The organism is Eubacterium sp. Marseille-QA0814 (assembly GCF_965119675.1).
Taxonomy (GTDB): Bacteria; Bacillota; Clostridia; order Lachnospirales; family Lachnospiraceae; genus Eubacterium_G.
This window is the reverse complement of sequence record NZ_CBCPMG010000001.1, coordinates 1,954,722-1,968,959: the sequence shown is the minus strand read 5'-3', so window position 1 is coordinate 1,968,959 and position 14,238 is coordinate 1,954,722. Positions and strand designations below refer to the sequence as shown.

The 14,238-nt window shown below is 30.0% G+C and carries 13 protein-coding genes; 1 reads left to right on the top strand and 12 read right to left on the bottom strand.

Annotation, left to right across the window (positions count from 1 at the left end):
* Nucleotides 1-4: 4 nt before the first annotated feature.
* Nucleotides 5-601 (top strand): metallophosphoesterase family protein, encoded by a 597-nt coding sequence (locus ACQY63_RS09120; protein WP_022165149.1) that lies wholly within the window; start codon nt 5-7, stop codon nt 599-601.
* Nucleotides 602-685: 84 nt separating this feature from the next.
* Here the strand turns inward: ACQY63_RS09120 and ACQY63_RS09115 are convergent, their stop codons facing one another.
* The 12 genes from ACQY63_RS09115 to ACQY63_RS09060 form a co-directional block, all read right to left on the bottom strand.
* Nucleotides 686-1,795, bottom strand: coding sequence for a DUF6273 domain-containing protein (locus ACQY63_RS09115; protein ID WP_428245078.1), 1,110 nt, complete (start codon nt 1,793-1,795; stop codon nt 686-688).
* Nucleotides 1,796-1,888: 93 nt separating this feature from the next.
* On the bottom strand, nt 1,889-2,785 hold the full coding sequence (locus tag ACQY63_RS09110; protein WP_428245077.1) for a hypothetical protein: 897 nt from the start codon (nt 2,783-2,785) through the stop codon (nt 1,889-1,891).
* 151 nt (nt 2,786-2,936) lie between these two features.
* Nucleotides 2,937-3,410, bottom strand: coding sequence for a hypothetical protein (locus ACQY63_RS09105; protein ID WP_022165153.1), 474 nt, complete (start codon nt 3,408-3,410; stop codon nt 2,937-2,939).
* Nucleotides 3,407-4,117 (bottom strand): hypothetical protein, encoded by a 711-nt coding sequence (locus ACQY63_RS09100; protein WP_022165154.1) that lies wholly within the window; start codon nt 4,115-4,117, stop codon nt 3,407-3,409. The genes ACQY63_RS09105 and ACQY63_RS09100 overlap by 4 nt, the downstream gene beginning before the upstream one ends.
* A gap of 54 nt (nt 4,118-4,171) precedes the next feature.
* On the bottom strand, nt 4,172-4,462 hold the full coding sequence (locus ACQY63_RS09095; RefSeq protein WP_428245076.1) for a hypothetical protein: 291 nt from the start codon (nt 4,460-4,462) through the stop codon (nt 4,172-4,174).
* A 336-nt stretch (nt 4,463-4,798) separates the two neighbouring features.
* The gene (locus ACQY63_RS09090) at nt 4,799-5,521 is read right to left on the bottom strand and encodes a hypothetical protein (RefSeq protein ID WP_302689958.1); all 723 of its coding nucleotides are present in this window, start codon (nt 5,519-5,521) and stop codon (nt 4,799-4,801) included.
* A gap of 104 nt (nt 5,522-5,625) precedes the next feature.
* Nucleotides 5,626-8,583: a phage tail tip lysozyme gene (locus ACQY63_RS09085; protein ID WP_428245075.1), complete on the bottom strand. Its 2,958-nt coding sequence runs from the start codon at nt 8,581-8,583 to the stop codon at nt 5,626-5,628.
* A gap of 185 nt (nt 8,584-8,768) precedes the next feature.
* Entirely contained in the window at nt 8,769-9,467 is a 699-nt protein-coding gene (locus ACQY63_RS09080) for a LytR/AlgR family response regulator transcription factor (protein ID WP_296964642.1), read from the bottom strand.
* Between the two features lie 5 nt (nt 9,468-9,472).
* The gene (locus tag ACQY63_RS09075; protein WP_428245074.1) at nt 9,473-10,765 is read right to left on the bottom strand and encodes a sensor histidine kinase; all 1,293 of its coding nucleotides are present in this window, start codon (nt 10,763-10,765) and stop codon (nt 9,473-9,475) included.
* A gap of 256 nt (nt 10,766-11,021) precedes the next feature.
* A complete protein-coding gene (locus tag ACQY63_RS09070) occupies nt 11,022-11,414 on the bottom strand; it encodes a hypothetical protein (protein ID WP_428245073.1) in 393 nt (130 codons plus the stop codon).
* Nucleotides 11,380-11,826, bottom strand: a complete 447-nt coding sequence (locus ACQY63_RS09065) for a hypothetical protein (RefSeq protein ID WP_428245072.1) — start codon at nt 11,824-11,826, stop codon at nt 11,380-11,382. Before ACQY63_RS09065 ends, ACQY63_RS09070 begins: the two co-directional genes overlap by 35 nt.
* 1,216 nt (nt 11,827-13,042) lie before the next feature.
* The gene (locus tag ACQY63_RS09060) at nt 13,043-13,921 is read right to left on the bottom strand and encodes a S8 family serine peptidase (protein ID WP_428245071.1); all 879 of its coding nucleotides are present in this window, start codon (nt 13,919-13,921) and stop codon (nt 13,043-13,045) included.
* Nucleotides 13,922-14,238: the final 317 nt, after the last annotated feature.

Genomic DNA, 14,238 nt, shown 5'->3' with positions numbered 1-14,238 from the left:
TAATATGAAGATTTTATTTATATCAGACGAGGAATCCAAATACTACTGGGATTATTACTCACCTGATAAATTAGAAGATATTGATTTGATAATATCTTGTGGTGATTTGGCTCCACAGTATTTGTCATTTCTTGTAACACTATCTCACGTTCCGGTTCTTTACATACATGGTAATCATGACGAATGTTATCTTTCAACACCTCCAGAGGGATGCGTGTGTATTGATGACGATTTGATTGTCTACAACGGAATTAGAATAATGGGACTTGGTGGTTCAATGCGTTACCGTCCGGGAACTTTCCAGTTTACAGAAAGACAAATGAGACGCCGCTACACCAAACTTAAGCGTAAGCTTTTCCTGAAAGGTGGTGTTGATATTTTGGTTTGTCATTCACCTGCCAAGGGAATTAATGATGGAGAAGATTTGCCGCATACAGGTTTCAGTGTGTTTAAGGAAATTATGACAAAATATAAACCAAAATATTTTGTGCATGGTCATGTTCATAAAGCATACGGTCACGAATTCAAACGCTACGACAAATTCGGCAACACAATTATCGTTAATGCCTGTGAACGCTGCGTAATAGATTACGAAAAATAAAGATGTGATAATTCACTTTAATGTTTAAATCTCAGATTATATATCTGATTAAACCGGTGAATTATCACATCTTTTTTATTTGTTTTACTTATACTGAATCCACATTGCCGGACGAATGTTAATATTCTGGCTTGATACCTCGTAACCATAATCCATGACCTTGCCGTTAGATACGAACTGAGCTGTATTGTCGCTGATACCCGCATCAATAAGCCACCAGTCTCTTGTATAATTACTTAAGATTTCTTCATATCTGTTTGCCTGCTCAGCATTAAGCATGAACAACTTATCTGTTGTTTCCTTTCCACCCTTTGTCTTAGACTGACTATTAAGGGGAATTGGAATCCTTGTTTCTAATATTTTTGACTTCTGACTTTCAGAGAATGTTTCATCAATAAAATCACTATTTAAGAATTTTCTAAGAGATGACTTTTCCCATGTTACGCTAATATTTTCATCATTGTATGCATATCCTGGAATTGGTTCTGACTTAACCAAAAATGCTTTTCCCTGTTTTTTCTCAAGAATAAGCCACTTATACTCTCCAAAAAGTATACTTGTGCCAACCTCAGACTTATCAATATTGTTAAGTTCCAATTCACACAACTGAGCTTCGGAATCTTTATAATCTCCCAAACTTCTCAATGTATTCTTTGCGACTTCGTATTCATCTTTCTTTTTGCAATCTATGCCATATTCATATTTGCTTAAAGTTGCTCTATCCTGACTGTCCTTGTAAGACTTTAAATTATTGAACATCTTATAGGACTTTTCATAATTGCCAACCTTTTCATAATATGAAGCTCTAACATATCTTCCCTGTTTTGTCTGAGAAAAAATTACTCCTACAATTCCAACAACTATTACTACAAGAATAATTCCTAAAACTATTTTTCGGACAACTCCGTTACTCTTCTTCTCTTCTTCCTGAAAATTATCAGGTTTCTTTTCATTATTTTTGTTAGCATCAGCCTTTTTCTTAAATTCTTTTGCCTTAGCCTCTGCCTCTTCAGCTAACTTAGCCGAGTCCTCATAGTCACCCAGCTCTCTATATTTCTTAGCTATTGTTCCGTAAATTTCTGCTCTTTCCTTGTCTCTTGTCAGACAATTAACAGCCTGTGTCAGTTCTTTCGCTTTCGCATACTTCTCTTCGTCAGTCAACTTAACTTCTTTAACTTTTGTTTTTGCCGCCATATATACCTCCATTTTATCTTTTTCATTATATTACTCATACACTTTAAAAGCAACTGAAAAAGTGGCATGGACAGTTTATGTAATTTTCTTCTTTTAATTACCTGCTACATAAAAAGTCGCAGAATTAGTCACTACCTTTTCTTTATTCTTTCCACTTGATTTATAATTTATTGAAATAACAGCCTCATCTAAACTCAAGGTGTTTCCCTTTTTATATTTTAATGGAAAATATACATAGTTCTTTCCTTTTTGCAGTTTTAATCCTAAATCCTCTATGATAATTGTTTCATAAAATTTCTTCTTATAAACATCTTTGATTTTATTCTCAAGTTTGGAATCGCCAATCATACTATGAATTTCTTCAAAATCCTGTTGGTTAAAAATCTTATAATTATTATCAACTTCTACATAATTATCCAAACCTAACCTTACATTACTTATTTCTATATTTTTATTTGTATTTAACTCTATTATAATGCCGTAATTATATACGTTGTCATTATTATCAGTTTTCAAAACAGCTTCTGCATTAACAAAACTACACTCCTTGTAATTTTCGTTTTCATCATTTATGAACACCAATGTTCCTATTTCATAGCTATGTTCTTCGTTGTCGTCCTTCTTTTTTACAATTAACCTTGCATCATCCCCTATTGATGTCTCGAATTCTCCTGATAAAGTAATATGTCCCATGTAATATTTGTTATCTATTAATTCGTCTTCAAGTTTCAACTCATCTACATTCACATCAAATTCATCAGAACCAACTGCCACTCTTACAGATTCAATATTACTTTTCTTCCATGAAGCTCTATTAGGATTGTAACACTTGAAATTTAGATTTAATTGCTGGGAGCCAGTATATAAACTACTTAATAATTTATCAAATTTAACTTTTTCTTTCTGATTATCATTTTTTGAATTAAAGGCAACGATTATCAACACAATTGCCACTATAACTACTGCTGCTCCAAATATACGTTTCTTCATTTTTTCCTCCCCTCCGTATTTGATTCACAATACTTTTGTATTATAGCACAGTTTCCATTATGCAAAAAGCAAGTGCATATCTAAAAGCACTCATAATGTAACTTTCAATCATAACTTCTCCCTCTCTTTAGTTTAAAATAATCATTAAACTTTACTCGCCTACTAGCATACAAAAATTTATGTAAATGAAACGTTGAATTATATGTAAAACAAATAAATATAAAAACAAAATAATAACTACTAAAATTACATTGCTTAACAATTTTCGCAACGGTGTATTTGCTTTCATAGATTTATTATTTTTATCATTCTCCTTTAAGTCAGTCCCCTTTGTCTTATTTGCATATTTTTTCAGAATCCATCTCCTTGAAATATATGTTCCGTAAAAAGCAAAAATTAACGCGGTTATGATCATTCCTGCCAAACCAATTTTTAATAATGTTGGACTAATAGGATTATAATATAAATTGCTATATGTTACCTGATTATCAATATACACTCTATGTAAATCAGAACCTTTCTTCGCTAGTTGTACCTCTAAGCCATCAGTCCGGTATACATATGAAAAAAGTACATAAATCAATAAATCCATTATCCACAATATTTTTATAACTCGTTTTTTCATTTCAAATTTTCTCCTAAAATTCCCTTTTTTCTTAGTAATCTAAAGCTCATTCTTATTAAAACTATTGCCAATAAAATAAATGTAGGCACTAAATAATCATAGCGACTATAATTCACATTAAACAATATGAGACATAAATCTTTCCACTCATCAGGAATATCTAATGGATGTATTGTATTAGCAAAAATTGCTCCTACAATAAAAAATACTCCTAACCAGAAAAATTTGACTCTCTCTAAAAATTTTCTTATTTTATCTTTACTAGCTATAACAATATAACTAATTATTGTAATATAAAATGCTACCACTAATTTAAAGTATATTGTTCTGTGATCTGCATATATTTCACTAATATTAGTAGCATATTTATAAAAATCAAATTTAAGAGAATACACTATTATCTCTGTTATCTCATAAAAAGTTATAAATAATACTATTAAATTAGTAATATGATCTGTCCTCTTATAAATAGTTAACATCATACTGACAATCAATCCTAATATGGCACCTATCAGTATACTGTATACTCTAAGATTTGATATATAAATTGAAAGCACACCAAATAATACCCCATAATATGTTGTTACAATAAATTGTTTCATTTTTCTAGGTATTACTTTGTCACTAATAAGTAGCATTATTCCAATCAATATTCTAAATAAAGTGATTACAATTTCACCATGTATATCTATGTAAAAATCTAGCATTCTTCTCTCCGTTATACTTCTTAATTAATTGTTTATTTGATAAATATAATCCTTCTAATTGTCAATTATTAATGCCGGTTCATCACTACCAAGAGTTTCATAATTTATCTTTTGTAATTTAATCATCTTTGTTGAATCAAAGATTTTTTCCAATTCATTTGATAAATTATTTTTATCATACAATTCATAGCTATTGTTTTTATAATCAATAATCATATAATTATTGTTTTCATTAACCAAATATAATTTACTCTCTTTAGAATCATCATAATAAAAAGTAATTTTATCAAATATAGACTCATCTTCTTTTAAATCATATATCGTGTAATCAAAACTACTCATCATTTGAAATCGTCCGTCACCTACTGATAGGTAAGTGTCTCTTCCAGATTGATATTTTGTTTTTTTTGTATTTGCACAGCCTGATAATCACAATATAAATATTAACTCCAGTATTGAAAACTTTTTAATCTTTATTTCCTTCCTCCATCTTATTACTAATTATACGAATTTAGCTTTTATTTTTCTATCTTTATACTCCATTTCTACCCTTATTTTATAGCTGTGACTAGCACCTATAGCCTGGCTTAACCATTCATAGTTATTGTCAAACATAACTATAGAGTCATAACTTTCGCGTTTAAAATCATATCCATCTATTAAAATATAATTCAAAGTGTTTCATTCTTTATCAATTGGATTTCCCTTGCTCCACACTACATTTTCTTTTTCTTCTTGTTTTTTCAAAAAACTATCAACCTGTTCTTTTGTAGTTTTTTTGTTATTCACTCTATAAATAGGAGACTCTTCATTTTCATTATCACATGCACAAAGTTCGCTATAATGGCACTCTCCATTATTAAATTTCAGTCTACCAATATATGTGTCTGCAGCACTTCCAGAACTTTCAAAACTTCCGTCTTTCTTTATATTTTTCATTCCTCTGAACGGAAATGAATAACAATACACTTTTCCATCTTTATAAGTTAATACCAACTCATTTCCTAAACTTGTTTGTAACACAACCTCTTGCTCCCCATCATAATCTATATCCACTTGACACCAAGATTTAATTTTTGTTTTTTCAACATTACTTTCTTCTTGATATTCATATTTACCTTTTGAATTAACACTCATATAATTATCTGAATTGTAATCTCTAATGTAGCATTCCTTTTTTAATTCAGTATTATAATACCTTGTCTCGTTTTTAAGTACGTCTAATATTTCTTTATTGTCAATTTTCACTACTTTACTACTAGTTGTCACAACTATATTTTTTTCTGTTGAACTTTCATTAGATTTGTTTGTATTTTCTGTTTTTTTATTACACCCTACTAAGGACAGTATGCACACTATTATACATAAACAAATTATCTTTTTTTTCTTATTATTCAAAGTCATAGTTACTTTCTCTCCTTTATTAATTTTCTTACGAAAATATCTACTAACAGCTCAAAATAACTAAAATTATTTAAGTTATTTTGAGTTGTTACTAAATAAATATTTTACTTATATTTTTTTAACAATTTTTTTGCGGTATTTATTCTCTCGTCTAAATGTGGTACTCCTGCCTGCTCATAATCTTTACAAAAAGAATTCACCATATCAGCTATCTCTTTTTTGCCTTTAAATATTTTCCACTTATTTTTATAAGCACTCTTTCGCTCTTTATTAAAATATTCTAACTGAACAATCAAATCACCAACATTCAAACTTTGAGTCCTATGCTTATTATTAGCTTTTTTTACATATTTTAACAAAGCTTCCTTCCTAGTAAAATAGGTCCATTGAAGAATCCCCCATCCTTTACTATCATATGCATCATACTTTTTGACATACCAAAATGCCGGTTCTGAGCTTCCTTGTAAAATTAAAGAACTATATGTATGCCACGTTTCAACATAAATATTGCCCAATATTGCACATGCCTGCTTCTTGTTAGTCTTCAACTTTTTCCTTAAATATTTATATATGTATTTTCTGGCTTTGTTCGTATTATAATATGTATACTTTTTTGCCTCCTGTTCTCTTATAGAATCCCAAGCACCTGCCGGATAATATTGTCCACTATTTCTATTCTTCTTATGTCCACTCGGATCCACATAATTTATTGGATTTCCGGAACAATAAGCATATAGATTCCACGTATCTTTGTCAGTTTCTGTGCCTCTATAGGTATCCTGACTTAAAAATTCGCCATCACTTGAATCATAATATCTTGCATTCAAATAGTAAAGTCCTGTATTTTCATCATATATACCACCCGTATAACATATTTCATTATAGAACTTACTATCAATGTTCTTTTGTGTTTCTCCGTAGTCAGTATAACTGTACGCCTGTTCACATTTGCCACTATTATTAAGAATTGCCACGACACTTCCCTGTACATCTTTAGAATAAAAGTATTCTGTCTGTGTACCTGAATCATACCTTATTGTAGCAAATGCATTACTATCATTTCCAATAATGTTTTGGCTTGTCTTATTGCCTTTTTCATCAGTTGTATATAATAGCAAGCTTCCCTCGTAATAATAGTTTATTGTTTGGTAATTAACCTTATTTCCCTCAATTTGCGTATCTGTTTTCAAAATACGTTGACCTTGTCCATTATATTCATTATGTTGTTTTGATGTAATTACTCCATTTGTCTTTATTTCCACATCAATTAGCTGGCTATTTACATCGTATTTGTAAGTAGTGTTTGTTTTTTTACCACTGTCAATAACAGAAATTTGATTTCCTTTATTGTCATAATTATATGATTTACTATACGATTTAACATTTGAACCATCAGCGCATTCTATTACCGTACTTGATGTTAACTGATTTAATTCGTTATAACCATTATATGAATAATATCCTGTTGTTTTTGACTGATCTGTTGCAACAGTATATGTCTCAAACTCTGATTCATAGGTTCTGTTTCCTACTTTATCATATTTGTATGTACAACGTACCGTTTTGTATGTTAACTTATTATTCTTTTCTGATTTTACAAGTCTTCCTTCTTCATCGTAAGCATAGAATACTTCCTCATCCTTACGTGAATCTTCGTAATTACTTATCTCATGTTTATAGGTAATATTAGAATTTTTATCATACTTATATTCATATTTTTCCTTTACAGTATTTGGGTTATCACTTGTAAAATATGTCATTAATACTACTCTATCAATTTTATCATATGAATAATCCCTTTGAATATAGTCCGTACCCTTATTAAGGAAATTTTTATAATCTCTTATTGTTCTAACTTTTGCATTACTGTAATAATCATATTTTCGAATTACAGTTGTGTCATCATCACCACCTGATAGAATGCCGTCAATTTCTGTAATCCATTTGTCTTTATTATAAATAAACTTAATGCCTTTCAATTTATCCTTTGAACTGTTAGGATAATATATCTTTATGATATTATCATCAACATCGTACACATATTTAATCATTGAATCTTTAATTTTCTCAGTTGTCGGTGTACTTGTTGCATTTATCTCAGCCACACCTGTATTTCTTCCATATGCATCATATTCATAATATGTGTATCTGTAAGGCTTTCCACTCTTATAATCAATAGCTGACTTAACCTTATCATCCACTGTATATTCATACTGTGTATAGCCTTCAACATTTCCGCTATCATCAATTCTTGTTGACTTAATTAATTCACCTGTTGCATCTTCATATGTATTTTGAATATAGCTTCCATCAGAATATATTTCTTTTGTCTGTCTGCCATTAGAATCATATTCATATGTTTTTACAATGCTTTTTGTTGATGCTATATCTTCAATTTTAGTAATCTGATCAGAGCCATTATTTGTTGTTTTAGATACTCTTCCTAATGCATCCGTAACGGTATCTACCACACCCCTGTCATTACCATCTTTTATCAACTCATCATATGAGTATGTATTAGTTGCATCAGAAGGTGTAATTACTTTTGTTGTCCTTCCCTGCTCATCATATTCATATTTTGTTTGATTTCCTTCTCCGTCTGTGCTTTTTATTAAGTTTCCATTTTGGTTGTATTCATTTGTTGTAACAATTGAATCCTTACCTACTTTCAATGTGTTACCAGATATCTCGGGATTAGTAATTGTAGCTGTCTGATTTCCTTTTTCATCATATGTTTTCACTATAAGCTTACCATCGTCTATTCCTGACGGATTATTTTGATTTGTTCCGTTAGTATATTCAGTAAAAACTCTTCCAGACGCATCATAAGTATAATCAATATACAATCCATTACTTAATTCCTTAACAGTTCTTCCATCGTAATCAACAAAGCTCTGACTTACAATTTCATTTTTGTTGTTATATACAGTTGTGCTTTTAACATTGCTTTTTTCTTCTGCCTGCTGATTTGCTTTTGTAATAAACAGACTCACGTTTGCACTGCTAACGCTTAATGTTAATGCCAATGTAAATGCGATTCCTTTCTTAAGTACATTCTTCAATTTTTTCTACTCCCATTTTTGATTAGTAATGTAAAAAAGCACTCCCTACTTTTTATGTTTGTACATCTAAATTTAGATATGCATCACAGTATACTCACATTTCCCTTTATTATCAATAGACTTTGCACGAACGTCGAAAAAAACGACATGAACGTTGTTTTTTTGACGTTCATGCCGTTTTTTTATTACATAGCTGCGATTTTTTTCTTTGCTGCAATATATCGTTTTTTCGTTTCTGCATATTTTCTCACGCTAACATAAGATTTCTCATTATCTTTAAAATATGCAAATTCTTTATCAATGTATTCCACCTTTGCCATATTGGTCAAATAGGATTTGTGACTTCGGTAAAACCCATACGTTTCTAACCGGTTTTCCAAGTCATTGATTTTTTCATCCGAAATAAAGCAACCCTCTTCTGTATGAATTAGTGTTTTTCTTGACTTTGTTTCAATATATAGAATTGAATTAATAGGAATTTCTCTTGTCTCATTACTTTTATGCCCTATTATGCAGGCGTATTTATTTTCATTTATTTTTTGTATTGCTCCAAAAGCTTCTTCTAATTCATTCTGCATATTTAACTTATCAATGTATCGAAATGCATTTACCAAAAATCCCTGTCTTGCACAGTCCAAATGTGTCGTAAGAATTATGACAATACTGTTTTTATTACTTTTGTTGTATTCCGTTATTGTCTCAAAGCCGTTTAAATCCGGCATTTCTACATCCATAATTACAACATCATAGTATTTGTCTTTTTTCAGGAATTCCATCCCCGAGCTAAACATTTCAATTCTGTCTTTATCTCCTGTGTAATTATTAATTACTTTTTGCGCTGTTTCTCTCCAACAGCTTTCATCATCAACAATGGCTATATTCATTTTCCTTATACCTCATTATTCTTTAATGTAACTGATACAACAAAACAACCATTTTCGATTTCTATGTCTATTAACCCGTTACATGCATTGACGCTATCTTCTACATTTTTCAATCCCCAACCATGATACTGTTTTTCGGGCTTTTTAGTTTTTAGATTTTTCTTATTAAGATTATTATCACAATAAGAATTTCCAATTTCTATTATTATCTCGTTTTCCGTATAACGACATATTACCCAAACTTTCTTTATCGTGGCTTTTTCTGCCGCCTCTATAGCATTGCTCAACAGATTAGAAAATATTGTACATAAATGATATGCACTAACACTACAGTTTATTGGGAAATGTCCCTGAATCTGTATGTTAATGCCTTTGTTAATTGCTTCAGCATAATATTTATCTAATATGGCATTGGCAATATCATTTCCAACATTTACCTTAGTTCCTAACCTGTCAACGCGCTCTATAATATCCTGAAGATATTTTTCAAATTCTTCATTCTTCCCCTCTTTTTTCACTTTATCCAATAGAAATAAATGATTTCTTATATCATGTCTGAATTTCTTGGTTTCGACTTCCCTTTGTTCCAGGTATTCGTAATAGTTTTTTTGTTCTTCCAAGTATTTCTTTGCTAACATTTCATTTTCTCTGTGTATATTTCTTGAAATTATCAAAGCTACTGTTGAAACTATTTGAATTATTAATCCTATGGAAACAAGTAAATAAATTATGATGTAAACAGCTTTCCCGTCATGTACAACCTGTTTCATTGTTATATATGCCAGTATTGCCAATACGCAGAAATTTGCCATTATATTTATCGTCATAATTATCCAATATTTAACAGCTATCTTCTTTATTCCGTAAATATACTTTCGTTTTATTATAATTGATAAAACAATAATGCAAATCAACGTTAATAGTGATGCTATAAGATTAGAATAATTTCTTGCATTGAGTTTTAGCATCTCTACTATTGTCTCAACAATTTGTGAAAAAAACATCTCAACACATTCCAATACCATAGAACTTCCTATGATATATACAATTACCGTCTTATTTTTTTCAACAAAACAAATCTTCATAATTATAAATATACATACTAAAAAGCTTATTAAATCCAGCCCCGTATGTTTCATCAATACAGGATTAGCACTGAATATGGATACAATAATTGTTGCTAATATTTTTAGACCATTACTATTTTTAGATTTAGTAAACTGTAAAATATTTTCTGCAATCAATAAAATCCCCATTATATGAAAAAGATTTGCCAGTATATTACAAAATATGTTCATTGATTTCTTTGCTCCCTAATGTAAAATATATTAAATTATACCATATTTTTACATATAAGATTAATATAAATCAACTCATTTTAATAAGCTCCAAAACCAATGTACCCACTTGTACACTTCCCTTGTCCTTTCCGTATATACTGTTGTATTGCCCGGACAAGAGTTAGCATACTTCTTTTTATTTAATTGTAAATAGTTTTTGCACGAACGTCGTTTTTTTCGACATAAGCGTTGATTTTTTTCTGATTTTTACATCTTATTTGACTATGTTTATATAATTTTTATACTCTTCAAATTCTGTTAAAAAGTCGTTTATTTGTGATTTTTTTACATTACCTGACATGGTAATTTTGATTTCTTTGGAAGTAATAGCACATCCAATTATATAGTCATATTTGTCTCTGTCGTGAAGAATTTGATTGCTAATAAACTCTTTTACAGTTTTTAATTTTGCATAAGAAATTTCTCTATTTCCAAACACAATGTCCTCTGGTGAATCCACAATTTTTAATATTTTTTTGCGATTTTCACTGTTATCTCTGCATATAAAAACTTTTAGTTTCAAATCGCCATCAACCAGTGCAATCTCGTTTCCGCTATACCAGGATTCACCTTCATATTTTTGTAATGCAGTAACATATTTTTGCATTTTCTGGTACCGATTGTATTGTTCGCTTTTTGGGAGCTTCTACTTCATTTTCATCATCAGTTCCGTTTTTATTCAATGTTTTTAATTTAGATAGTTGATTATATAAATAATCAATATCATCTTTATTTGTGAATGTTATTGTTTGAATTGGTTCTAACCATGATACATCTTCCTGTGAATTTTCACCTACAACAATTTTTGAAATGTCCTTGTAAGATTTTATATTGATTTCATTTAACAAAGATTTCCCGGTTTTACCTTTGTCTTTTCTATTAGTAATAGTGCTTTCATTAACTACCTGACTGTTGTCTTTTTTTGCTGCTTTACCAACTTGGAAATACGCAATTCCACTGATAATTCCAACCACCAAGCACACCACAATAGTTATGCATGTTTTTTTCTTATTTTTCATATTTTCCTCCTGAATTTTGTTTTATCTTGTGTTAAAACTACTGTAATGGAAAAATGTATAAAACTTGTAACTGAAACTTTTAGAAATAGATTTTGTAAGTTTTTATTTAGATATGTACTTTTTCATACTTCCCCATTATGAAATAAAGTTGTACACAAAACGCATACAACCTTATAATAATATGTATTCATATATTTGTCAAAAATTCCAGTGTTTAAAGCTACCTGCCCTGTTTTTTATGCTTTTCTATTGCACCAATAATTACGAATAGAACGCCTAACATTTGCTGCTCTCAACTTTAATTCGTCACATACAACTCGATTCCACTTCGTTACATCTCGCTGATGCGGCATTCGCCGCATCAAAAAAAGAGAAAAAGACTCTCTGTCTTGAATGCAAGCACTCAGGATTGAATGAGTCACATACAGCTCAATTACGCTTCGCTTCATTTCGCTGATGCGGCATTCGCCGCATTAAAAAAAGAGAGAATGTTCTTTTCGAAATGTAAACATTTCTCTCTGAACATTCTCTCTTTTTTTATGTGACTCATTGCTTACGCACAAAGAAAAGTACCACCCCAGGCAATTTAATGTCCGAAACGGTACCCGCAAGTGCGCCTTCAGGGATGCGGTTGTCCTGTGGACAACTCTGCCCTTGGCAGTAGCATCGACCGAAATGCCAATTGAGACCTCGAACCCTGCACACCCTGAAAGCCCTAGGGCATTTTATATCAGTTTATTAAACATTATTTTGTGTTATAAAAATGTCCGCAATTCCTTTGTTTATCCGGCATTGCGGGCAATATGAAACTTTATGGTATTTTATAATAAAATGTAAAAAGTTCAAGTGTTTGTGGGAAGGATTTTAGGTTTTATACTTAATTAATACATTTATTTGTAATAATAATTAGTTATCCATTTTTCTCTTTTTATTCCAAATAATAGCTATCTTCTATGCAAAGAATGATGAAATTAGTACTATTACAATTCCTATCCTACAACATTTTATTAATATCATTCGTCAATTCTAACTTCTTTTTCTAGAAAATATTAATAATAGAATTAATATTGTATCAATAAAAAACATAATTACTGTATATTGTGTTTTCCAAAAGAAATCATCCATTATAATACTCATAAAATTAAACAAACAAATTAAAATTGATATTATCATTATCAAAAGGATAACGATTTTTTTCTTTTCAACTTTCATTATTTTACTCCTCCTTCAATTTTTGTATTATGTTCAAAATATTTAGCTGATTATTATCTTTTATTTTCCCTTTTAGGCATTTATTTTTAGATGCTGCATCTAATAGTATTTTCTTCATCTCATTTGCTGACTTTATTTCTTCACTCATACTATATATTATTGCACAGGCCTTTGCAACATATGGCACAACAAAAGAAGTTCCACCCATATAAGAAACTTTATTATCTTTTGTTAAGCATAAAATATCCGTTCCTGGTGCTACAATATCAACACTTTCACCATAGTTAGAAGTAGTACTTAAACATCCATCACATCTAAAACTTCCTACCGTAACAACATTATTAAAATTATAACTACAAGGATACATTTTCACTTCATCTATGTCTAAATTATAATTACCAGCCGCTACCACAAAAAGCATATTAGATTCTTTTATTACCTTTTTCAATTTTAAGTTTTCTTTAAACATAAGCAAACTTACAACACAAATTTCAGCCCCATTTTCTTGAGCATAAAGTATAGCGTCTACCAAGTCATCAAACTCCCCATCATTACCTTGTTGCATGATTTTTAATGGCATAAATTCAATAAACTCGTTTTCTTCAAAATTACCATCTTCTGTTGAATTTGTACATAGTATATTGGCTATACTTGTACCATGACTTGTATCCTCCCTAGAAAACAATTTAGTGTTGTTATCTTTAAAATTATATCCACATATGTCATCCACATACCCATTTGCATCGTTATCAATATTATCTATCTTTTCATCAGTATTTTTCCACAAATGTCTTTTTAAAATAGCATTTTCAATATTAATTCCTGAATCAATAACTGCAATAGTACATTTACGATATTTTAAATATTCATTTAAATCAACCATTGAAATATCTATTTTGCAATTCACAATTCGGAAGATGATGATATTGAAGTTTATACCAAAGACAAACTAAAAATTGTGCTTAACTGCACTAGATTAAATAAAAATGTTTATCTTGAATATCCGTTGGATATTGCTTATCTCCATCGACTTGCAAGGGAAGAATCATTTAATTATATCTATTTCGCCTTACAACCCGATGGATTGCAAGGGTATGTTAAAGCAATGAATGTATTCAACTAAACCTATGCATTTTTAACCTAAGAGCATATTGCGATTTCGATTTCGCAATATGCTCTTTCTGTTTATTAAAACTGACA